A 22750-nucleotide genomic window follows, 5' to 3' on the forward strand; every position below is an offset into this window, starting at 1 on the left:
ACAATAAATCATTGCTCAATAGTCCATAGTCAAAGTTAATTCGTCTTGACTATGGACTATTGACTTTTGACTAATACCTATTTTTTCTGCCATTTTTGGATTGCTGCTTGAGCATCTTCATAAACAGCTGTGACTTCAGGAACTAAGTTAGCTGTTTCAATTGCTGCTTTGAGATTACCCTCTGCGGCGCGGCTTTTTGCAAGGTCTAAAATTTTTTCGCTCCATTTATTGATGGATTTTTGTGCCAAATCGAATCCAGGTTGACCTTGGGGAACTCGTTTGGCAACTTCAATGGCACGATTATAAGTAGATGCTTGCTCTGGCTTAATTAAGGCGTTTGCGGCATCTAGCAGAGTTTTGTTAGCGAGGTACAGTTTGGCTTCTTCTCGCCATTGCTTAATTGCTGCTTGTGCTTGAGGATAAATTGACTCATTTTTGCTGATTAATTGTGCCGCAGCAATAGCATTAGCATACTGTCTTTGCTTGGCACGCCCCTCAGCTAAATTGAGGATCATGTTGCTCCAAATCTTGATATTTTCTTGTGCTTGGTCGTAAAGTGGCTCGCCGGCTGGAATTTTGCGGGCTGTGGCAATTGCTAAACTAAGGTCGCTAGCTTGAGTTTGTCTAAGAGACATTTTTGCCAAGTCTAATACTGCTTGATTCCGTTTTTGGGACTCCGAATGAGAGTTGATTTGAGCATTAGACTGGTTTGTTGCTGAAATTAAGGTATTGTCGCTAGAAGATGCGGATAACATCTTTTGGCCTGTGATCAGTTTAGTTTGATTGCGGAGAAAAACTACTGTCACTAAAGCGATCGCTAACATCATACCTCCTCCCCAAAAGACCAGTTGCTGCCAAAATGAGCTTCTGGCTTTTTTCTCAGGCAAACGGGAGATATAAGGTTGTGGAATATCTGGAATAAACCGACCTCCCTTAGTCGCTTCTGGGGAAGGAGGAATTAATTGTGATTTTTGTTTGAAATACTCTTGTTGTTCTGCTAAGTCTGGTGATTGGGGGATTTGTTCTGTTGGTAAGTAGAAATTTGGTGATTTAGAGCCAACCGCTTCTAAAGTTGATGCTTCTCCCCAAGTACCGATAGCTGGGGACTTAGCTGGATTTGTGGAGGATGTTGGTGCTAAAGGAGGTGCAGCTAAAGCTACAGCAAAGTTTTCCTCTGGAAAAATACTACCTTCTTCGTGGAGCTTAAATTCTTGAGGTGGTGTTTCACTGGGTTCTAAGGTGCTGGGGATAACCCCATTGGAATGCTTCACCTCTGGATGCGGCAAGAGGGCTATGGCTTCTTGGGCGGCTGGAATAATTGCTACGGGGTTTTGTGTAGGCCGCCAATAGTGTTGGCACAATTCGGGAGTGAAAACACTTAAATAGCTATCTAAAGCTACTAAATTGTTGCCCTGACCGGAACGCAAAGCGGCTAATAATGCCGCAGTGAAGAATCCGTAACCTAACTCACTACTTTCACGGGAAAATTGCTCTGGTTCGCAAGAAACAATTGTTGCTAGTTGTAATTTTTTGGCTAGTTCGATAGTGTCTTGCCCAACGATCGCATCGGCTTGGGTACTAGAAGCCCGGTTAATATCCAGCAGCACTAAAACATTGACTTGAGCTAATTGCAAGCTTTTGAGCAGCGATCGCACTTCAATCGCACTTTCCTGCACTAGTTCTGGATTTCCTTCCACAGGCATCAAGTAATCTTGACCTATATGGTTAACACCATAACCGCTAAAGAAAAACCATACATGATCGCCTGGTTGCCAGCAGGCTGCGGCTAAGTCCTCCAACAAAAAGAGAATATTTTCCTTTGTTGGATAGGTGGATCTATCCCCAATTGGTGGCGAAGTATCTGTCATCAATAGACAGCGTTGGGGGGTAAAACCTGCTTCTTGAACTAAAAAGTTTTTTAACGCCTCAGCATCAGCTTGCGCGCAGCGTAAAGGTTGAAAGAATTGATATTGATTGATGCCGATTGCGATCGCCCAGTAATTTGCCATCCGCTCTTTGTAGGTTGTGGTGGACTTGCCTAAAATTGCGGTTGGCTTTGCTGAAAAAACAAAGCTAACCTATGTCTTATAGTCTTAAGGATTCTGCTCGAATCCCAAAAACTAAGTAATTTTTATTGCCTTTAATTCCAGTAAAAATTCTCAGACAATTTCAATTACAGGCCATGAGTAATAAGGAGCTTTAAGGTTATGACCAGGAATGTTGTTTACCAACGATCATCGATCATTCCCTTTTTATTTATTAGTCAAATTGCCCAAAGAATCCGGATATTTCCATTAATATTTTTGCTCTTGTCTACTGTGCCTGTATGGTTTGCAGCAGAAATTATGTCATCACAAATAGTCAGAGCTTATACGGCTAGAGTTGACTTAATTATTGATAGATTACCAGATGAAAATTACGAAACTACGCTACGCAGAGCCGAGGCTACAGCTAGAGCCGCCGCCCAACGCAGTTTTGACCAGGATATATTAGCTACAGATGTTTCGATTATTGTTTCCGTACAGAGTTACGGTGCGATCGCCCCAATTCTGTCTTTAGAGGTTAGCCGCCCCCAATGGCGTTCTCGTCCTGATACTCAACGTTGGGCAACTTATTTTAAAACAGCGCGATCGCTACTGTTCTTTGAAAAAACCCCGACAAATTCTCCTACTCTAGCTCCTATCAATACAGTTGCACCACCCGCGCAGCCAGCAAAAACACCACCAGTTCCAGGGGCTGCTCCCCCGCCTAGCGAACCAAGTGCTAACCCAGCTAACCAGCCTCAATGATATTTTGTCTATCCACAATTCATATCCAGGTTTAGCAATGCTTCTGGGGAAAGATCATTACGGATGCCAATAGATGGCTTAGAATAAAAAGGTTGTCAAAAAATGCGATATCCGCTACTATGGCTGTTCCTAAGAAGAAAACATCCAAATCTAAAAGAGATAAACGTCGGGCTACTTGGAGACGCAAAGCTGCTGTTGAAGCGCAAAAAGCTCTGTCTCTGGGCAAATCTATTTTGACTGGACGTTCTACATTTGTCTATCCTGCTGCTGAAGAAGAGGAAGAAGAATCCTAATTTCCAGTTAAGCAAAAGCGCAAGCATCACCGAAGATTTGAGCGGTAAAAGTCACCGCTCAGGCTTTCTAGCGTTTTAGCAGTTGCAAAATCCTCTATGGGGTTTAGAAACTCAGCAGCTAAACAAAAAATTGGTAATGAGTAACCAGGAAAAACCATTACCCATTACCTCTTACCCATGACTGATGATCAAATAATCATAATTAACAGTAAAATATCTTCTGCTCTTAAAGATTAGGTGTTCAGCAAAATTAATATTATTTCTCTTACTGAGTCTAGTTGTTGATGCTGAGGCTCTCGGAAACAATTAAGATTAACGCACAAATATCAACGTTGAGACTGGGTGTCAAGGGTGTAGGGGTGTAAGAAAATCTTACCCTCTACATCTTATATTCCCATACTCACAAGCGTAGGTTTTTAACCCAGTGATGAGTAGCGACTCTAAAAATCACGATTTAATCAGAGTTCCATCCCCCTCACACCCTTACACCCCTACACCTGTCAGATATTCCCATACCCCTAAAACCCTGCTGAGAATATGTTAGGAAAATTTTTTCAAAAACCAAATCAAGAACAGGGAGAACGTGTCCCACCAGGACAACACTTAGCTAAAGGTTTCCCTGTATTAACCTACGGTGCAACACCCCAAGTCAGTATAGAAGGTTGGGAATTTCGAGTTTGGGGTTTAGCGAAACCTGCTGTTTTTAGCTGGTCAGATTTTATGGCCTTACCACAGCACGAGTTTACAGCCGATTTTCACTGTGTCACGCGCTGGTCAAAGCTAGATGTCAAGTGGACGGGTATCAAGGTTACAGACTTCATGAATTTGCTAGAAGTAGAGCCACAAGCTGCACATTTGATGGAACATTGCTACGGTGGCTACACTACTAACATTTCAATGGAAGACTTTGTTAGAGAAGAAAACTTCTTTGCTTTTCAACTGTTTGGTGAACCATTACCCGCAGAACATGGCGGGCCATTGCGGCTAGTTGTACCCCACCTCTATGCTTGGAAAAGTGCTAAATGGATTAATGGTTTGGAGTTCCTCAACCAAGAAGAACTAGGTTTTTGGGAGCGTAATGGCTACCATCACCGTGGTGAACCTTGGGCGGAAGAACGTTACAGTAGTGCGTTTGGATTTTAATCTTTTATATTAGAGATGTTGCTTGCAACGTCTCTACTTAATTAATCGCTTCAAAAAGGATAATTTGCCTTGATAGGGAGCGTAACGCCATTTCAAATCAAACCAAAAAGAGTTTCGCAGTACACTTTTATAGTGAGAGAAGGTATCAAAGCCAGCTTTGCCATGATAGTTACCAATACCACTATCACCTACACCACCAAAAGGCAAAGATGAGATAGCAACGTGCATAATTGTGTCGTTAATACAAACACCACCAGAAGATGTTGCTTGTAAAACTTGCTGTTGCAAGTTTTCGTTTTCTGTGAACAGGTATAAAGCTAAGGGTTTTGGACGGGAATTAATTAAGGCGATCGCTTCTGTAATATCTGTATACTCAATCACAGGTAAAATCGGGCCAAATATTTCTTCCTGCATCACAGGATCGGTTAACGAAACTTGATCGATGATAGTAGGAGCAATGTAACGTTCTTCTGGTTTAGTTTCACCACCAATAATTATTTCACCATCTTTTAACAAACCGGATAAACGTTCAAAATGTTTTTGGCTGATAATTCTGGCATAATCGGGGCTATCTGCTGGATGATCACCATAAAATTCGTGGATAATTTTTTTCAAGCTATCTAGTAAATTTTGCTTGATGCTTTTATCTACTAAAAGATAGTCTGGTGCAATACAAGTTTGTCCTGCATTCAGAAATTTTCCCCAGATAATGCGTCTGGCTGTATGTTCAAGATTAATATTTACATCAACAATACAAGGGCTTTTTCCACCAAGCTCTAAGGTAACAGGTGTCAGATGTTTGGCAGCTGCTTCCATGACAATTTTACCGACGGCTGTGCCACCAGTAAACAGTATATGATCAAACTTTTCTGCTAACAGCTTTTGACTAACTTCTACACCTCCCTCAACTACAGCAATATACTCTGGTTCAAAATATTGACCGATAATTTGGGCTAACAAACTAGAAGTATGCGGCGCAATTTCTGATGGCTTGAGAATTGAGCAATTACCTGCGGCGATCGCACCAACTAAGGGTGAGATAATTAAATTAAAAGGATAATTCCAAGGGCCAATAATTAGCACCACTCCTAGAGGTTCGGGATAGATTTTAGCCGAGTAGGAGAAAAATTCTAAAGGAACTTCTGCCTTTTTTGGCTTAGTCCAAGAAGTTAAATGTTTTATAGCATGAGTAATTTCTTTAACCAGGCTAATTTCTGTTGCGTAAGTTTCAAATTCAGGTTTATGTAAGTCTGCGTATAATGCTTGTAAAATAGCTTGCTCATTCTCCGCTATGGCTTGCTTGAGAGTTCTGAGCTTTTCTAATCTGAAAGAAATTTCTTGCGTTTTTCCAGTTTGGAAAAAGTCTCGTTGTTTTTGAATCAATCCAGTTATATTAGTTAATTCACTTGTAATCATATTTCCTCTTTTGAGCAAAGCAAGTTTGAGAAAATTAAAGTATTTTTGTGGTAAACAATTAATATGGCATTCCTAAATGAAACGTAAATAAATTCACTACCTACTCCTTATCCCCAGCCTCATTGAGTAATTTGTCAATCAAATATGATCGCTATATTTTAGCTAACTGTTAGTTATCTCCATAAATTATGAATTAATTAAATATATAACTCATAATTTATTGTGGAAATTTGTTTTAGTTATTCAACGGTAGACAGATAATAAATTCGCTCCCTTTACCTAATACAGAATTAACTGAAATTTGACCTTGATGAGCCTCAACAATACGTCGAGAAAGGTATAAACCTAAACCGCTACCTGCACTTTTGTGGCTGCCTTGGCGAAATCGTTCAAATAAAGTGCTTTGTTCTTCCGGAGGAATCCCAGAACCAGTATCAGCTACCACAATATTAATATAATTACTACTAGCGGTAGATGAGGAGAGTCCAGAGGAGGAAATTGTGCTATTCTCTGTGGCAGAAAAAAGGCGAATCGTGATTTGTCCAGATTCAGTAAATTTGATGGCATTACCTACTAAATTGGTTAATAAACGATGTAGTTCCAGGCGATCGCCCATAGTTGTAGTATTAGTTAAATCCTCAGCATAATCCACTTTGATAGGCAATGCTTTTGCCTGGGCTAGGGTTGTAAGTTCACCAACTACTTCGTCTATTAATTGCTTTAAATTGACTGGTTGAAATGCTAAAGTTTTACGCCCAGCTTCAAATCGATATACTTCTAATAAGGTGTTGACCATTGATAACAAGTTAGCATTGCTCCGGGCCATAATAGTGAGTACTTCTTGCATTTGTGGTGACAACTGCCCCAACGCACCTTGTTCAAATAACATCAACATTCGATCTGCGGCGACTAAGGGAGTGCGTAAATCATGGGTGAGACGGGAAACAAAATCTTCTCGCTGACGGGCAATTTCATCACGCTCATCCATGCTATGCTTTAGCCTGAGCAGCGATCGCACTCTGGCAAGTAATTCATCTACGGTTACAGGTTTACGAATAAAATCATCAGCACCTAAATCTAAACCATGTGCCACGTTAGGCGCATCATGAGCAGTAATCAACAAAATCGGGATATACTGTGGCAAGTTCATCTCACCACGGATGCGCTTGGTGACTTCATATCCATCAATTCCTGGCATCATCAAATCTAGCAATACCAAGTCGCAAGGAGAAGCTTCTAATTTTTCTAATGCTATTATGCCGTTTTCTGCGGTGCTAACTGTATAACCTTCTTCTTCCAAGATAGTTTTGATTAAAAAAACGTTATCTGGTGAATCATCAACAACTAAAATTTTGTCAGGGCGAGGAGATAGTGAACTCATGTCAGCGAAGCGTCTCAGGTAGATGTGAGTTTTGCGGGCGAAACTTCTAGGTCGCTGCCACTTTTTAATGATTTATTAATGATTAAAAATTCCGCCCTGTACAGTGGCATAGCCTATAATTGTAATGTAATTGATAAGAATTAAAAGTCAATTACATCAATAAGTTGTACTTGATATATTAGCAATAAATTCAGTCTATCGAAATTCATATTCAAAGTAATTAGTAAAAATTAAAAAGGCAAAAATCAAACAGATTTTTTGCCTTTTAACTTATGACTTACTACTTACTACCCACCACCAATTGCTAATTAATAAACGGTAAAAGAATCAACCACATTTTCCATAGTCCGCTTCACCTTTGACCACCGTTTTTCAGGTATTGAGGCATTGAAGGTAAACAACTTGCCACGGCCAACAGCAACACTAGCGATATTATGGCGTTGCTGGTTATTTGGGAGTTTTACCAAATACTCTAATATATAGTAGGTTTTTCCTTCCGTTTCTTTTTCTCGAGCATCCACCAATTCGGCTGTCCGACCAGAATCAGAAGGTGCAAGAGCCGCTTTTCCTAATTTATACCCAACTTCTGTGGGTGCGCCCAGTTCTTTTAAACTTTTCCCTTCAGGAACCGGACTAATAACTACAGAGACATTTTCAGATATCTCAATTAAATCATGGAATACTACATCCGGGCCATTGTTAACTTTCACTGGCAACCAGCCATTGGGATATAAAAATTGATAGCCATCAGTTGTATCTACATAACTTTTGAATCCAGCCGCAGTAGCTACATCAGGATTACTCAAGCTGAAACTCAAAATTAATAGCAAAATAAAAGTAATTCTTTTCCACATTGTTAAAGATTCCTCAGGGCTGGAAGCAACACAAACTAGCGTTATTGATCGTTTTTATTGTCCCATCATCTGGGTCTTTGCAGATGCCGAGATTAGTTACTTATGCTCACAACTAACGAATTACGCTGGTTTAACCTGGGTACGATACCACGAGAAATTGAGAAATGGTTTGGACAGGGCTGTTCTTCCCAAAAGCGAGAAGTTGGCTTGAAAAAGAGGTTAGAGACTAGAAGCTAGGGGCTAGAGAAGAAATGAGATTCTGCTGTAAATAGCTATCTTGAAAAACTCAAATTACCCTCGAGGGTACTGCGATGCTGAATAATACTGAGCCAAGATGTTTGTTAACTCACATCTTGCACCTAGCCCCAGCGAATGGAATTCGCGGCTATACAAACGAAGTCCGCCTACGCGGACTGACGAGAAATCAAGGGTTTGGAACCCGCGCAGGCGGGTTTTGTCTGTGTAGCCGCGACTTCAGTCGCCTGGTGCAAGATATGAGTTAAAGAACAAACTTAACGGTAGCAAATATTTTTACTAGATAAATTGACAACCAGCCTCCAGATTCAACTGTGGGGTTCAAAAATCTCAAATCCATAACTGCTTGAGCGTAAAATTGAGGAAAAATATATGCCTTTGAAAAATTACGGGGTTTTGAAATGTCGAGCTATTGATCGTAAGCTTGGTGAAGGATCTTCGCCTCATTACCAAGTGCTGGTAACTGATGACAAACAAAAGCACCGCATCGCTATCAATGTTAAATCAAAGCAGAGTCCATCAGAGTTGCTGTATTTTGTAGACGAAAATTTCTCTCACCCCATCACAAGAGAATTGCAAGAGTTAGATTTTGGTTTTCATGAGTTACCAAGAAAACCAGGAGGGTTAGCGTTAGATTATATTCGAGGTAATTTATTTGACCCAGCGAAGATGAAAGCATTGCCTTTTGATGTGCCTGGGCCAGACAATGATTTGAATGAGTTGTTGGAATTATATATTGCGCGAGCGATCGCTTCGCAAAATGCTGTTCTTTATCCCTTTGGTGAAAAATGGGGGCCAGAAACCGATGTCAAGGATAAATACTTTGGTTTTCTCCCTGGTAATGGTATTCACGACATCCACATGAACCAAGGAAACGCCGCACAATTTCAAAAGGATAACGGTGTTTGGCAAGATGGGGGACTATTAATTCACTACCCAGCCCGGAATCAATGGGTGGGTATATTTTTAGCCTTCCAATCTCAGTCTTTCCACACAGATGATACCACTGGCAACAGACTCGATGTTGTAATTCCGCCAACAACTGCGGCAATTAGAATTGTGGCTGCTTTGGTGAATCCTGTTGGCGAAGATATGGGTAAGGAAACAGTTAGTTTAATTAACACCTCGCCCGAAAAAGTCGATTTAAGTGGATGGGCGTTAGTAGACAGAAATAAGCGCAAGCAAAGCCTGAGTGGAATTATTAATTCTGGCGAAGTTGTCAGAATTGCTATAACTCAAGACGGCTTTCAACTAGATAACAATGGCGGCATAATTACTCTACTTGATGACAAAGGTCTCAAGATAGATGGTGTTGCTTACACCAAAAAAGATGTCCAAAAACAAGGATGGACGGTTTTGTTTTAATTTCGTCATTTGTCCTTTGTGTTCAATAATCAAGGACAAATGGCTAAACAATCTGCAAAACTACTAGCGTCATATCATCAGTGTTTTGCCTATCAGGGCCGATGAACTGCTGCACTTGGTCGAATAGATAATCTACGATTTCTTCTGCCCCTTTGCAGTAGCGACAAGCTGCACTAAAGGCTGCTACGAAATTTTCTTCATCGAAGCGATCGCCACTAGCAGCCGCCGCATCTGTCAAACCATCTGTATAATAAATTACTGTATCCCCAGGTTCTAATTGTACCTGGGCATCTTCGTATTGGCTGTTAGCATCTAAACCAATCAGCATTCCCAATGTATCTAAGCGGCTAACTGTCTTTGTTGCTGCGTGCCACCACAAAGGTGGATTGTGTGCCGCATTACTGTACGATAAAATCCGATTTTGCGGGTTGTATTCAGAATAAAACAATGTCACAAAGCGGTGAGAATTTTCCAAATCAGCATACATGACTCGGTTCAAATTTTGTAAAATCCCAGCCGGAGAATTGCCATGTAATACTTCACCCCGAAGCATTCCCCGCATCATTGTCATGATTAATCCTGCAGGTACGCCTTTGCCCATCACATCTCCAATCACAAAACCCCAACGGCTAGCTTCTGGAGAGACTCTGCTGATTAACTGCAATTGATTGTGATTAGTGGCAATAAAATCGTAATAATCTCCGCCTACTCTGTTAGCAGGCTTACAGCGTGCCGCTAAAGCCACACCAGGAATATTCGGGCATTGACGCGGCAGAAGTCGCCTTTGAATTTCTGCCCCAATTTCTAATTCTTGGTCTAGGCGCTCTTTTTTCCTCAGTTCTACAGCTAGTTCATCATTTTCAATTGCTACTGCTGTTTGGTCGGCCACTAAGCGCACGAGCTTTTGTCTGGTTTCTGTCCAGCTATATTCAGGGTCGCGGCTTAATACATAAAGCCATCCCCGTTCTGTATGCTTAACTAAAATTGCCGTACCAAAGATTTGTACATCAGGCCCCAAATAGCGATGCATCTGATCGTCTAATATTCCCGTAGAACTTGCTAACGGAACGCTATTGGGCAGCAAGGTAATTTGACTACTAGCTGTTTCTAGGGCTTTACGAATATTTTTGCGCTGGCGGCTATCTTGCCAGTGTAGCTGTTCTAGTCTGACTTGACCGTTGGGTTTATAGAGAAACAAGGCACTACCATCAGCATCTGTGACTCTGGTTGCCATTAAAGGAATCAGTTCTAAAAACTGATTCAAATTATTGAAACTTCTAAGCGCAAAACCTAAAGAACTCAGCAAGTCTTGAATTTTATTTTGTTCTCGGTGCAACCTTGCCACGAGTTCTTTTAGTGCCACGACAGGGGTGACATCCGTCGCGGCACTACTATTACCATCAGTGGGTTGAAAGGGCACTTGAGACACAGGCACAGATATTATTCCAGTTCTAGGGGATTTTAAATTATTTAATAACTTTTTTAGCAGAATATTGCTAAACCATATTGAGATAAGAGTTGTGAGTTTAGCAAGAGTATAAAGACGTAGGGTCTGTATATAGAGAAGTATTACATTTGCTTATTCTATGTCTACCAAAATATAGATACAGCTATTTCATCAGTCTTTGCTGACAAACTAATTAGTAAAAATTGGTGATTTTTACCTGAATCTAGAATTATATTGCTGATCTGAGCGCGCAATTAGCAAATGACACATCATGAAATCTCATTTTCCATAATTAGCAAATTAATTTTTTCAAGTTACTAAAGGTTTATGGTCTTAGCAAAAATTAATAGGGTGCAATCCCAAAACTAATTGTCAAGCTCAGAATTACTTAAATTAGGAAAATCATACCCTAAAACCTGAATTTTTGAATGTCACCTGAGTAATTTTTCTGATTAAACGCCTGGAAAGAATATTCATGAATTCTTAAAAAATGAACTGCAAGAATATTCTTGAGAGTTTTACTTTAGACTATTTATACCAACCTGTACCAGTTCTCTGGAAAGCTGCTAATTATTTTGACTCCTACCAACCTCTCGAATACTTGAGATATTTACCATAGAGGCTGGGGTTATGTCGCTGCTTCTGCATATAAAATGGCATAAATATTGGTGAGGTGAGTTAACTCCTAATTTGGTGTTTTTTCCAGTATTTATAGCAGTTATGGATTTGATTTACAAGGTCATTGCTTTGGCAGATAATAAATTCTGCTGATCAACTATATGGGCTATTCCCGAGAATCAACGGAGATAATATTTTATCTGTGTGATTGGTCTAACGTAATAAATACTAAAATTTATAAATTTTCTCGGTAAAATATTAACAAAAAAATTATATTGCGGTTTACATTTGGAGTATTAAAATCTAGTAACTATTTTCGATAGTGGCATCATGTCTGGTATCGAGAAATGTCTGTTTTCTGGACTAAAGAATTTTAGAAAAGCGATCGCCTAATCAAACAGCTACACTGGCGCAAGCTAGCTTCACACCAGTGTAGATTGTGATTTTAGCCACTCAATAGAGCCTCGACAAACTCGTAGCTAGAAAAGGGGCGTAAGTCTTCAATTCCTTCGCCTGCACCGATAAAGCGAATCGGTAAACCTAACTGCTGGACTACAGCCAGTGCTACGCCGCCTTTAGCTGTACCATCAAGTTTTGTTAATACTACACCACTGAGTTGGGCGGCTTGAGAAAATACTTCTGCTTGGCGCAAACCATTTTGACCAAGAGTTGCATCTAAAACCAACAAAGATTCGATTTTGGCGTTTGGAGCTTTTTTATCGATAATGCGGCGAACCTTACTCAGTTCATCCATTAAATTCTTTTTATTTTGTAATCGCCCCGCCGTATCAACTAATAATAACTCTGTATCTCGTGCTTGGGCTGCGGCGATCGCATCAAATACTACGGCTGCGGGGTCTGTGTTTTTGCCGGGGTTGGCAATTACTTCTACACCGCTTCTATTTCCCCAAACCTTCACTTGTTCCACAGCAGCCGCCCGGAAGGTATCGGCTGCACCAATCAAGCATTTATAGCCAGATTTTTGGGCTAAGTGGGCAATTTTGCCGATGGTTGTGGTTTTGCCGGCTCCGTTTACGCCAGTAATTAACCAAATATTAAGATTGTCTTTTTCTGGGGCAAAGCTAGCTTTATCAGACTTGTGGATTGGCTCTTCTAGCATATCCCGCAGAATTTTTTTTAAGTAAGCGATCGCTTCTTCTGGGGGAGTCACTTCTTCCCGCAATTTCTTCTGTAATGCGCTAATAATCCGATCTGTAGCTTCAACACCCACATCGGCTTGTAAAAGTACCGATTCAATTTCTGCTACTGCTGCTTGGTTAAGTGGCCCTTGCCCAACAATTGCTTTGAGTTGGTTGACAATGTTACGCCGGGTTTTATCTAAGCCCCGCCGCAGCTTTTTCAGCCAGGTAATTTCTTCAATAGAAATATCTTCAGCACGTCTACCTTGAGCCGCTAACAATTCTGCTGACCAGACAAAGCCTTCATCAAACACCAAATCAGGTGTATCTGTATCACTTGTTTCACTAACAGCAGCTGGTTGTACCACCTCTGGTTCTGGAACCTCAATGGCACTGGCTATTAATCGCTCTTGCTTGGCTTGCCGTTCTGCGGCTGCTCGTTCTAAAAATGACAACACAACTGGCTCAGTTGGTTGTGTCTGTGTAGGTGTTAGTTCTACTTCGCTGACGGCAGGTTCTGTTTCTGTTACAGGTACTTCCTCAACGGTTGTTGCTGCGGCTGGTTCTGGTGTTTCGATAATTGCCGCAGGTTCTTCGTCAATCGTTGTTTCGGCTGCTAGTTGTGGTGTTTCGATAATTGCCGCAGGTTCTTCCCCAGGAGTTGCTATTTCTTCTGTAACGGCTGCTGGCGATTCTGCGGCTACTGTTTCTGTTGTTTGTGATTGTGTTGGAGTCGGTTCGCCTGCTTCCGATTGTTGTTTTTGCTGAATATTTTTATAGGCAGCTTTAGCAAACGCCAACAAATCTGCTGGGTCGGCAACAGTTGTTGGGTCTGTAGCTGATGATTCGGTTGCCTCTGGTTGGGTTGCAGGTGCTGGAGGCGTTTGAGCCTGTTGATTTTCCGAAGGAGGATTAGAAGAATCGTTATATTGACGACGAAACCAATTAAAAGCCATTGCCGCTAGCGGTGTTAGTTGTTTTTAGAGTTAGGAGTTATGAATTAGTAAGTTATGAGTTTAATTTAATTTGTTACTCTTCCCTAGGGTGAAAACCTCGGGGATATCCTCACCTTTAAATGTCGGGTTGCTAGAAGGGTTAATTCTTACCCTGCAAGCAACTGACTTCTCCGAACCTTCAACTCACAACTTAGCATTCATAATGGTGACAAAGTTAGGTTAAAACAGTAGGCAATTTTTTTTGTTCTGTAACACGGCGCAGAACTCCATTGATAAAGCGATGACCTTCATCGCCACTGTAGCGTTTAGCTAGTAACACGGCTTCGTTGATGGCTACGCTATCAGGAAGGTTTAAAAACGTCATTTCTCCCACAGCGATGCGAAGAATATCGCGGTCAATTTGCGCCAAGCGGTTGACTTGCCAATCTACTAAAGCCGCCGCTATTTGTTCATCGATAAAATTACGATGTTCATTAACTATTTTGACAATTTGAATGGCATATCTGCCAACTTCTCTGTCTTGATTAGCTAGTTGAATCAATTCGGGAAATTCAACTGCTGCGCCTAGTTGATTGATTGCGGTTTGAGTATAAGATATCGCTTCTTGCAGCATGGTTCTCGCAGTATTCATATCGGCAGCGCGAGTTTGGCTGGTGAGGAGGCGATCGTTACTGCGTTGCAGTTCAGCTGCTGCATTATCTAATGTGTCTTGAACTTCTGCTCTGAGTGTTCGCACTGTTGCTAACACTAGTTTTGGCAGATGTTCCTCGGTTAATTTTTTGGGGTTGACTGGCAGCTGGCTCAGACTTAACAGTGCCAGTTCACGAGCGATTTGTTGAGGTTTGCGGTCTTGCATGGGAGTGAGTGCCTACGCACTAAGTTAAGGTTAATAATTAATCAATTTAGATAAAGCCAGACATTCATAATATCTATTTACTTGTGCCTTTGCCGGACAAATTTTATATTTCCTCAACGGAAATTACTGAATGCTTTGGTTCTCTACTTGCTGGGTCTGAGTTGTGTTCTTTACCTAAAACTAACGGGGGTAAGGGAGTATTGGGTGCAACAATTCCTCCCGAAACAATCACCTTAAAAGCATCTTCTATCGACATTGACAGATTAATGACATCTTCCTCTGGTACTACTGCATACCAGCCTGTAGTCGGGTTTGGGGTAGTTGGGATAAAAACACTCAACACTGGGCGAGACATTTTGGCTTGAATTTCACTACCGATCACACCTGTGACAAAAGCGATCGCCCAAATTCCTGGTCTGGGATACTCTATTAATACTACCCGCCGAAACTTGCCATTAGAATCTTTGAGTAATGTTTCTAAAAGCTGTTTGAGGGTTTTATATACCTGTCCCGCCAAGGGAATCGCCTGCAAAAATCGCTCACCAAAATCCAGCAGCCATCGCCCAGCAATATTCCGAGCCATTAACCCAATTAACAAAATACTTAACAGTGGTACTGCCAGACCAACTGCTAAATTTAGGACATTTACTAGTATTGGGTTTAGTCCATCAAAGGGATTAAGTTGTTTGGGAATCTGGGTAAGAAAGTCAATTACCCAATTGGCGATCGTTATCGTTAGCCAGATGGTTGTCGCTAGCGGAATCACCACTAACAATCCAGCTATCAGGTCATTTTTGAAGTCCTGCTTTAAGCGATCGATTACCAAGCCCTGTGTCTCCTTTTTTAGGCTAGTGAAACTCTGAAAACGGGAATTTCTTCCCGCAGATGTGTCAAGCTGTGAATACTTTACTTATGGCAGTTTTCACCACAAATAAACTTTTTGAGCAACAAAGAACCACTTCCTAACTTGATAATAGGCGTTTGCTTGCCTATAGTTAGGCATATTGCCAGTTAGCTATAGATTAAAAGCTGATCTATATGGGAGGATGTTACTTTTCTTTGTACAGCTTGTAAATGATTGTTGCAATTATTTTAATTATTACCGATCCTACCGCGCTCTATACAAATCTGATTATGCCGCCAAAAGTAAGGCAGCAAAGCTAAAAGCTAAGATTTAACTAGTCCCATACTAGCAAGTTCATCAAATAAATTTTTCTGAAAAGCTATTGTTATATTTTTTAATAAAATTCAGTACCACAGAACTTACGGACAAAGATTATCTGTGGATACTGGGTTAATGGGTTTTGGATACCTACACCCCTACACCCCTAAACTCTTGCCCCCTTCTCCAAACCCTTGATTTTTCGTTTTCCTACGTAATTCCTAAATAAAGTATGAAGCCTAAAGGCGAAAAACCAGTTTCACACTTCAGGCTTCATACTTAATATTTCATCCACAACTCATGTAGTTGCGGCTTTGCTTTCATCACTACTCTGATATGTTGGATCTAAGCTGGGCGTAGGTAGATGCTTCATTTCCCACACTTTTAACAAAATGAGGTATTCATAAAAAGCCTGCAAAGTACACCAAGCCATTCCTGCGTGTCCATCTAAGCAGCCACCCAAAAGAAAATACATATAAAAAAAGCGTAACAATGGTCTAGCTGGTAAACGCAAAGACAAATCTTTTAAAGCCCGTCGTCGTTCGACTTCCGTCTTGCCAAAAAATAAGTCTCGCCAATCAACTTTGCCATTTTCTAGTTGATATAAGGTTTCCCTAGCCTCATCGCTAGAATAGCGATTATGTTTTTCAATCCAACGGCTCAAACCTTTGCTACAAGTGTAGTGTGGGTAGGTTTCTTTTAAAAAGCTAGTAGCACCTTGGCAAACTTCTCGTTCAGTGTGACCATAATCGGAAAACCAAACCTTACCATGACGGAATAAACGCATTTGATAACGCGGATATTGGGTACTGTAGCGAATCCAACGATTCATAAACATTACCCGCTCGGCAACGTAGTAACCTATATAGTCTGGGTTTTGAATTACCTGCTCACACTCAGCAAATAATTCTGGTGTCATCCGCTCGTCAGCTTCCAGAATGTAAACCCACTCATGCTTTGGGGGGATAGATTCTAACATCCAAGTACGTTGACGACCGTGGCTTTCAAAAGCGTGTTGCACAACCCGAATAGGATAACGACTGGCAATTTCTACAGTGCGATCGCTACTGCATGAGTCCACAACTATAATGTCGTCTGATAACATAGCCGACTCAATACAAGCGGCAATATCTAGCTCTTCGTTATATGTAAGTATGTAAATTGAGAACATTTGCAGGTTTTATAGCGATTTAACTAATAGTTAATTTTAAGCAGGCAGAAGGCAGAGGAATTTTGGATTTTGAATTAAATAATCGAAAATTTAAAATTGTATATCCAAAATTGAAGTTGCAGGAAGCAGTCACGATAAATAGAATTTATCCATCACTCCCTACTCCCCATTTCCTACTCCCTTCTTTATTACCTGGCAGCAGCTTTACGTCCACCTGTTTGTAAAGCACCGCCCCCTCTTAATCCTGTCCAGCCGATAATAATGTAGCCGATAGACAACAGTAGACTGCTAATCCCGATTCTCAACCCAGATTTCCAAGCATTATCTTTTGCTTGTTTCTCAGCATCTTCTTTGCGTTGGCGAATTTGGCTCAGTCGTTGATTGGCTAGTCCTTGAGGATCGGTTTGTTGGGCAATGAATTTATCCAATTCTTGAGGATTGGCTTTAAACTTTTTGAGCAAGTCTTTTTGTGATTGAGGTAACTGAGGGCTTTCCAGAGCTTGTTTATACTTTTGATCGTCTTTTAGCAATTCAGAAAACTGCGCTCTTGCTTGGGTGCGGAGTTGTTCTAATTGCGCCTTGCCCTGATCTGTATTTAGTTGAGCTTGGAATTGATTTAACTGGTTTTTTAATTGATTTTCTGCCTGATCTGCCTCTTGGCCAATTTGAGTAACAGTTTGGGCTTTGGCTTGATTTACATTGTTGAGGTGCAACGGGAAAATCAACAAAAATATTAGACCCAAAATGCTGGAGAGGATAAAAGCCGGAAATCGTAAGTCAATACCTTTGAGTCCGCCATCGCCAGCACTATCAATCCAATAGCCAATCAATAGCGAACCTAAACCCACCATTGGTACAATTCCCCGATCAACTAAGGCAGTGGCTAAATTAATCTGCCATCCGCGATCTGTGGGTTGAAAGGGCAGCAACAAAATTAAAAAGTCCAGCAAAAAGGACAAAATTAAAACTACCCCGATCACTTTAAGTGCGAGCGCAGCATTTCCAGAAGTAAAACGATTAGTCATATTCTTCAAAAAGATTAATCAGCTTGATTGTCCTATATCAAGTTACTAGAATATTCTGTAACTATGCCTGTTGGGTAAAACTATCTCTTAATATAAAAAGGCTAATGCAAAATATAGTGGAGAATTTTTACCTCTTGGTTTGAAACTACACCACGGTAGCACTAGTTATCTTGGCTGTCTTCAGAAAATACTTGGTGTTTGAAGATACGAGATTAGATTGTCTGAGCAAAAAAAGACAACTGTGATTTGAATGCTGTAGAGAGCTAGTTGCTAAATTCCAGCTTGATTTTGTATAACTGCTTGCCAAATTGACAAATCCTCGGGTCGGTCAACGTCTGCCAAAACAGGCAAGTAAGCATGTGATATATTAAGTTTTTCTGCAATAGCCACAGTTTGTTGTAATACCTGAGAAGTTCCCCAATTGATGTTAGTGAATAATTCTGGGAGCAGACGGCGTAATCCAATTAAGTAGTAGCCACCATCAACTGCGGGGCCAAGCACTAAATCAACCGTTTGCAACTGCTGAAAAGCTGTAGTCAAAATTTCAGGTGTGATTCCAGGGCAATCAGTACCAATAATCATCGCTTGTTCTGCATTGTTTTGGAAAGCATCAGCAAGCGATCGCGCCATTCTCGCCCCTAAATCTCCTTCGCCTTGAGTTTGGTAAACTAAATCTGACCCCAGCCAGTCTTGCATTAACTGAAAACTCCCACCAGCAAACCGTACTTCTATAGATAAGCTAGTAGCTTTTTGTACTGCTTTAACTTGTAACATAGTATGTTCAGTCATCTGCTGTTGCAGATTAGCCGCACCCATACTACCTAAAGCTGGTATCAGCCGAGTTTTCGTTTTACCTGGTTCTGGATAGCGAGTAAAAATAATTAAGTGCTGTTGAAAAATTTGAATATTTTTCAGAATTTCATACCTAAATTACTAAAAATATATTAGAGGATGTTTTAAAAGTTTTGGGCGAATATAATTCGCTACTACACAAACAAAGTCCGCCTGCGCGGACTAATGAAAAATCAAGAGTTTTGAACCCACGAAGGTGGGTTTTGTCTGTGTAGCCGCGATTTCTAATCGCCAAGGAAAGTAATAAATTAGACTTTTAAAACAACCTCTTAATAGCAATACTTACCATTTGTGTTAGCTTTGGAATTTTCTTTGCCCATTCTCATTGCACCCAACATTGTAGAAACATAAACACAACGCTTAACTTTACCACTCTTGGGACTAGAGAAAGTGATTTGTCCGAGTGTTCTCAGAGATGTCTTGGTACAATCATCTTGAACTTTGTACACTGGGCATCCTTGATAGTTAAATAGAATTCGCCATTCTTGCTGTGAAGATTGTTTGGGAAAAGTAGTTTCGTTTTTACCCTTATTATTTAGTTCTTGGTCAATTTGAATATTGGAATGCAAGTTGCGCCATAGTTGATCATTATTTTTGACACCATCAGGGATAAATTGATTAGCGTCTGCTGCATGGACTGTCCATTGTACAACACCGTTTTTTTCACGCAAGCTAACTTGGCTGGTTATTTTTTCTTTAACAGCTTGACTTTGGGCTTGACGCATAGCCCAATAAATTTTTGCTTGAGCGTCGTTGAGGTGGCGAGTTACTACAAAAGTTTGCCAATGAGGTAATGCTAGTCCAGCCAATATACCAACTGCAACAACTACTACTAAAATCTCGATTAAAGTAAAGCCGCTACTAGAGCTATGCTTACAAAAGTTTCTTGTATTGCTGCTAAAAAGCAAAAAACGTACTAAATATTTGTTCAAGCAGTATGCCCCTAAGAATTAAGTAATAAATATAAAAACTAAAATGTACAAAATAGGCTCTATTTATTTAATATTCCGTTATATAGCAGTCCTAAATCATTTGTAAAATTTTTATATCTTTTTCTTCTTTCTTACCTTTGCATCCTTGGCGTTCTTGGCGGTTCGTTTCCATATCTATGTTTTACACGACTCATTTAGGATTGCTATAATAAAGTCTTTAGTTATAAAAAACTAAGTTAATAAAATGAAATTTATTTTTTTAAATACCCTTTTTTCCAAAGATAAAACGGACTAATTAAACTACTGACAAATAATTGCATTTCACAAGCAGCGACTAAATCTGTTTTTATCTTCCATTGATACTTAAGTAAGTGTAACAATATTTTTCTGGTATCATTGAGCATATAAGCTAATAAAACAAAAGGTTTAATCCAAGGTTTTATAGTAATCATTCTAGTGACATAACGGCTCAGTCCAATACCTCTAAAAAACGGAATCAAATATTCTTTTTTTAATCTTGACGCAGGAATTTTATGAAAGAGTTCCATTTGGGGATTATACCAAATTTCCCAACCTGATTTTTGAATATAGGATAACATTTCTAAGTCTTCACTGGTAAGCATATTGCCAGCAACTCTACCAGTTAAAATTGAATTATTGGGAACACTATCTAGCCAAGCTTGGCGACGCACAACTAAACCAGCCGAAGGAGGAAGCAATTTTTTAGCTGGTTCATATTTTAAAGGTAGATTGCCGCGTTCTGTAATCGCTAAAAATGCAGCAATACGTTGAAAATTTTCTGGAGGTTCTATTTCCCAATCAGGATGTATCTGGCTACCGTAAGCACCTGCTTGCGGATGTTCTTTCGCAAAATTATAAGCAGATACTACCCAGTCTAATTTAGGATAGTTATCATCATCTAGAAAACCAATTAGTTCACTTTTAGCTTCTTGAATAGCACGTTTTCTAGCGTATGCAGCTCCCTGCTGTGGTTCAAAACAATATTTTAAAGGATAGGAATGTGGCCAATTTTGTTGATAAGCTTGAACAATTTTTGCTGTTTGATCATTACTGTTGTTATCTACAATAATAATTTCCCATATTAAATTTTGTGTATTAACTTGCTTACCTAATAATTCCAGCAGTTCCGGCAAACGCTTTTCCCCATTATAAGTAGGAATAGCCACAGTGAAGTCAATACACATGAGCATCTATAGCCAAAAATTATTCAGATAGTCTATTTTTAATTGTATTGGTATTTGGAGCAACTAATTCACTCAAATGTATTAACAAAAGCTGGAAAATACATTTTTAGCTGCAATTGCTATCTTTATCAGTGGTTATGGAACCCAAAAGGGTTTTTATAATAACGCATCTCTTGGCATTACTAGCTTGAGTAGGATTACCTGATTTAGCCACAGCAACAGCAATAATTAAACCTTTATACTTTTGAGTAGTACTATCATAACCAAGTTTGTTTTGTTGCACTGATGTTAAGCCATCAGTCTTTGTCTTGACTGAAATATCTAAAGCACCACTATAGTCGAAGGTAATTGTTTGTGCAGTTGTTGAACCATAGGTTACGGATGTAGCACTAGTAGTCTGATTATTACCAGTTAAATTCGTACCAATTACAATTTGACCTGGTGCGATTTCTAAATTTTGACTTTTCACCTTCCAAGTGTCGTCTGTAGGATTTGAATCTTTAGGATAAACAACAATTTGTGGAAGATTATTGTTATTTCTAAAACTTACACTATAACTGATTTTATTACGTTTTGCTTCTCTTTGAGCCTCTTGGATAGCAGCTAGGACAATATCGCTAGTTTTACTAGCTCTTTGTCTATTGACAAAAGCTATCCAATTAGGTGCTGCGCTGGCTGCTAAAATACCAATCATTAAAACTACTACTACAATCTCAACTAAAGAAAATCCCTCATATTGTTGCTCAACTTGAGAATTATTCTTAGATTTTATTAACAACAAAGACATTAAAACTTTAGGTGATATTTTATTTGAAAAAGTATCATACATATCCTATATACCTTTAATTTAATTTGTTATTTCTGTAACTTAAAACTTATTAAATTGGTAAATATTTGATTATTTACTGAGTAAACAAAAATCCAATTCCTTGTACTCTGATTGTCGATTCAGGAAAATATATTTTCGTGCTTGTAATATCTTTATTAAAATCTATATTGCTGTTTTGTATTCTGGCTAAAGCATTACCGCGCAGATAAACTTCTACTACAGTTTTAGCAGAATCTACACAAACATAAAATCCACGGGTTTTAACATTGTCCGTAGCTACAGCATCTCCTGAACCTGTAAATTTTGGGACTATTTGGCCCATAGAACAAGTGGGTGCTGGATTAGTTGTAGTGTCTGTTGTAGTAGCATCGATATAATCTACAAGTGGCAAAATATCTTGTGTATATGTCTCACTACTATTCTTGACCCATTTATTCATTTTGGTTTTTAAGTCGCCTTCATCTTGCAGGCTAAATAATTTAAATCCTGGATCTCTAGTGTTGTCGATTTCAGTTACAGTACTACCATAACCGTTACTAATTTGAAATCTTCCAATTCTAGCCGCTTTAGACCATGTAGTATCATCATCTTTAATCACATAATAAGCAACTAAAGAATAAACGAAAGTATCATCATTACCAACTACAGTAGATCCACTTTTAACAGGCAATCCACCTGAGATATACTGTCGTTTCCAAAATACTAAAACAGGGAAAAACTGTGCTTTATTATCTGCTTTTGGTAATTGGCTTCTAATAGCAGCAATCCCATCAGCATCATAGATATATACTGCTTGCTGCAAATCTCTAGCAATATAATCTAATGCTGCTTTAATTTCTTGTTCTGTATTTACCTTAGCTTGTTCTTTACGATCATTGTCCATAACGCTGATCATGAATCCCATTAAAGGCGTAACCACAAGAAAAGCTAACAGCAGTGCTACTAATAGTTCAACTAAAGTAAAGCCTCTTGTCTGTTGCTTGAATTTAGAAATTTTTAAATGATGAATTAAAAGCCATTTATGAAGTTTCATAATGCTACATTTTCTCCTAGAAGTTGCAG

At 39.6% G+C, this 22750-nt stretch carries 20 protein-coding genes; 5 read left to right on the plus strand and 15 right to left on the minus strand.

Translation table 11 applies throughout. The features are described 5' to 3' along the window. Positions 1-77 precede the first annotated feature (77 nt). A complete protein-coding gene (locus tag H6G69_RS21975) occupies positions 78-2009 on the minus strand; it encodes a caspase family protein (RefSeq protein ID WP_190691245.1) in 1932 nt (643 codons plus the stop codon). 198 nt (positions 2010-2207) lie between these two features. Between H6G69_RS21975 and H6G69_RS21980 the strand changes: the two genes are divergently transcribed. The 3 genes from H6G69_RS21980 to H6G69_RS21990 all read left to right on the plus strand — a co-directional run bounded on the left by H6G69_RS21980 (position 2208) and on the right by H6G69_RS21990 (position 4225). After that, positions 2208-2789, plus strand: a complete 582-nt coding sequence (locus H6G69_RS21980; RefSeq protein ID WP_190691246.1) for a hypothetical protein — start codon at positions 2208-2210, stop codon at positions 2787-2789. A gap of 119 nt (positions 2790-2908) precedes the next feature. Further along, a complete protein-coding gene (gene rpmF / locus H6G69_RS21985; RefSeq protein WP_190691247.1) occupies positions 2909-3082 on the plus strand; it encodes a 50S ribosomal protein L32 in 174 nt (57 codons plus the stop codon). A gap of 537 nt (positions 3083-3619) precedes the next feature. Further along, on the plus strand, positions 3620-4225 hold the full coding sequence (locus H6G69_RS21990; RefSeq protein ID WP_190691248.1) for a sulfite oxidase-like oxidoreductase: 606 nt from the start codon (positions 3620-3622) through the stop codon (positions 4223-4225). A 33-nt stretch (positions 4226-4258) separates the two neighbouring features. Here H6G69_RS21990 and H6G69_RS21995 read toward each other — a convergent pair whose 3' ends face one another. The 3 genes from H6G69_RS21995 to psbP all read right to left on the minus strand — a co-directional run bounded on the left by H6G69_RS21995 (position 4259) and on the right by psbP (position 7876). Beyond that, a complete protein-coding gene (locus H6G69_RS21995; protein WP_190691249.1) occupies positions 4259-5641 on the minus strand; it encodes an aldehyde dehydrogenase in 1383 nt (460 codons plus the stop codon). Positions 5642-5876: 235 nt separating this feature from the next. Further along, positions 5877-7022 (minus strand): hybrid sensor histidine kinase/response regulator, encoded by a 1146-nt coding sequence (locus tag H6G69_RS22000; protein ID WP_190691250.1) that lies wholly within the window; start codon positions 7020-7022, stop codon positions 5877-5879. Positions 7023-7330: 308 nt separating this feature from the next. Then, positions 7331-7876 (minus strand): photosystem II reaction center PsbP, encoded by a 546-nt coding sequence (gene psbP / locus H6G69_RS22005; RefSeq protein WP_190691251.1) that lies wholly within the window; start codon positions 7874-7876, stop codon positions 7331-7333. 311 nt (positions 7877-8187) lie between these two features. On the opposite strand from psbP, the gene H6G69_RS22010 reads away from it, so the two are divergent. Both H6G69_RS22010 and H6G69_RS22015 read left to right on the plus strand, forming a co-directional pair. After that, positions 8188-8379 (plus strand): hypothetical protein, encoded by a 192-nt coding sequence (locus H6G69_RS22010; RefSeq protein ID WP_190691252.1) that lies wholly within the window; start codon positions 8188-8190, stop codon positions 8377-8379. 124 nt (positions 8380-8503) lie between these two features. Further along, the gene (locus tag H6G69_RS22015; RefSeq protein ID WP_190691253.1) at positions 8504-9496 is read left to right on the plus strand and encodes a DUF2278 family protein; all 993 of its coding nucleotides are present in this window, start codon (positions 8504-8506) and stop codon (positions 9494-9496) included. Positions 9497-9539: 43 nt separating this feature from the next. Here the strand turns inward: H6G69_RS22015 and H6G69_RS22020 are convergent, their stop codons facing one another. The 11 genes from H6G69_RS22020 to hpsC all read right to left on the minus strand — a co-directional run bounded on the left by H6G69_RS22020 (position 9540) and on the right by hpsC (position 22721). Further along, positions 9540-10931 carry a SpoIIE family protein phosphatase gene (locus H6G69_RS22020; RefSeq protein ID WP_190691254.1) on the minus strand — a complete coding sequence of 464 codons (1392 nt, stop codon included), beginning with the start codon at positions 10929-10931 and terminating at the stop codon, positions 9540-9542. 1075 nt (positions 10932-12006) lie between these two features. Next, a complete protein-coding gene (ftsY, locus tag H6G69_RS22025; RefSeq protein ID WP_190691255.1) occupies positions 12007-13656 on the minus strand; it encodes a signal recognition particle-docking protein FtsY in 1650 nt (549 codons plus the stop codon). 214 nt (positions 13657-13870) lie between these two features. Further along, positions 13871-14512, minus strand: a complete 642-nt coding sequence (gene nusB / locus H6G69_RS22030; protein ID WP_190691256.1) for a transcription antitermination factor NusB — start codon at positions 14510-14512, stop codon at positions 13871-13873. A 103-nt stretch (positions 14513-14615) separates the two neighbouring features. Further along, on the minus strand, positions 14616-15338 hold the full coding sequence (locus H6G69_RS22035) for a DUF502 domain-containing protein (protein ID WP_190691257.1): 723 nt from the start codon (positions 15336-15338) through the stop codon (positions 14616-14618). Positions 15339-15972: 634 nt separating this feature from the next. Next, the gene (locus H6G69_RS22040; RefSeq protein WP_190691258.1) at positions 15973-16845 is read right to left on the minus strand and encodes a glycosyltransferase family 2 protein; all 873 of its coding nucleotides are present in this window, start codon (positions 16843-16845) and stop codon (positions 15973-15975) included. Between the two features lie 188 nt (positions 16846-17033). Then, complete coding sequence (locus H6G69_RS22045; RefSeq protein WP_190691259.1) at positions 17034-17870, minus strand: HpsJ family protein; 837 nt, start codon at positions 17868-17870, stop codon at positions 17034-17036. Positions 17871-18140: 270 nt separating this feature from the next. Continuing rightward, positions 18141-18788, minus strand: coding sequence for a TIGR04282 family arsenosugar biosynthesis glycosyltransferase (locus H6G69_RS22050; protein ID WP_190691286.1), 648 nt, complete (start codon positions 18786-18788; stop codon positions 18141-18143). A 203-nt stretch (positions 18789-18991) separates the two neighbouring features. Next, complete coding sequence (locus H6G69_RS22055; RefSeq protein WP_190691260.1) at positions 18992-19654, minus strand: Tfp pilus assembly protein FimT/FimU; 663 nt, start codon at positions 19652-19654, stop codon at positions 18992-18994. Between the two features lie 251 nt (positions 19655-19905). Then, the gene (gene hpsE / locus H6G69_RS22060) at positions 19906-20859 is read right to left on the minus strand and encodes a hormogonium polysaccharide biosynthesis glycosyltransferase HpsE (protein ID WP_190691261.1); all 954 of its coding nucleotides are present in this window, start codon (positions 20857-20859) and stop codon (positions 19906-19908) included. A 106-nt stretch (positions 20860-20965) separates the two neighbouring features. Next, complete coding sequence (locus H6G69_RS22065) at positions 20966-21688, minus strand: type II secretion system protein (RefSeq protein WP_242072142.1); 723 nt, start codon at positions 21686-21688, stop codon at positions 20966-20968. A gap of 73 nt (positions 21689-21761) precedes the next feature. Next, the gene (gene hpsC / locus H6G69_RS22070) at positions 21762-22721 is read right to left on the minus strand and encodes a hormogonium polysaccharide secretion pseudopilin HpsC (RefSeq protein WP_190691262.1); all 960 of its coding nucleotides are present in this window, start codon (positions 22719-22721) and stop codon (positions 21762-21764) included. Positions 22722-22750: the final 29 nt, after the last annotated feature.

The sequence above is a fragment of the Nostoc sp. FACHB-110 genome (assembly GCF_014697425.1).
Classification (GTDB): Bacteria; Cyanobacteriota; Cyanobacteriia; order Cyanobacteriales; family Nostocaceae; genus Nostoc_B.

Coding starts and splice junctions, on each gene's coding strand:
- H6G69_RS21975 (WP_190691245.1), bottom strand. CDS start 2,009: ATGGCAAATTACTGGGCGATCGCAATCGGCATCAATCAATATCAATTC.
- H6G69_RS21980 (WP_190691246.1), top strand. CDS start 2,208: ATGACCAGGAATGTTGTTTACCAACGATCATCGATCATTCCCTTTTTA.
- rpmF (WP_190691247.1), top strand. CDS start 2,909: ATGGCTGTTCCTAAGAAGAAAACATCCAAATCTAAAAGAGATAAACGT.
- H6G69_RS21990 (WP_190691248.1), top strand. CDS start 3,620: ATGTTAGGAAAATTTTTTCAAAAACCAAATCAAGAACAGGGAGAACGT.
- H6G69_RS21995 (WP_190691249.1), bottom strand. CDS start 5,641: ATGATTACAAGTGAATTAACTAATATAACTGGATTGATTCAAAAACAA.
- H6G69_RS22000 (WP_190691250.1), bottom strand. CDS start 7,022: ATGAGTTCACTATCTCCTCGCCCTGACAAAATTTTAGTTGTTGATGAT.
- psbP (WP_190691251.1), bottom strand. CDS start 7,876: ATGTGGAAAAGAATTACTTTTATTTTGCTATTAATTTTGAGTTTCAGC.
- H6G69_RS22010 (WP_190691252.1), top strand. CDS start 8,188: ATGCTGAATAATACTGAGCCAAGATGTTTGTTAACTCACATCTTGCAC.
- H6G69_RS22015 (WP_190691253.1), top strand. CDS start 8,504: ATGCCTTTGAAAAATTACGGGGTTTTGAAATGTCGAGCTATTGATCGT.
- ftsY (WP_190691255.1), bottom strand. CDS start 13,656: ATGGCTTTTAATTGGTTTCGTCGTCAATATAACGATTCTTCTAATCCT.
- nusB (WP_190691256.1), bottom strand. CDS start 14,512: ATGCAAGACCGCAAACCTCAACAAATCGCTCGTGAACTGGCACTGTTA.
- H6G69_RS22040 (WP_190691258.1), bottom strand. CDS start 16,845: ATGTTCTCAATTTACATACTTACATATAACGAAGAGCTAGATATTGCC.
- H6G69_RS22045 (WP_190691259.1), bottom strand. CDS start 17,870: ATGACTAATCGTTTTACTTCTGGAAATGCTGCGCTCGCACTTAAAGTG.
- hpsE (WP_190691261.1), bottom strand. CDS start 20,859: ATGTGTATTGACTTCACTGTGGCTATTCCTACTTATAATGGGGAAAAG.
- H6G69_RS22065 (WP_242072142.1), bottom strand. CDS start 21,688: ATGTATGATACTTTTTCAAATAAAATATCACCTAAAGTTTTAATGTCT.
- hpsC (WP_190691262.1), bottom strand. CDS start 22,721: ATGAAACTTCATAAATGGCTTTTAATTCATCATTTAAAAATTTCTAAA.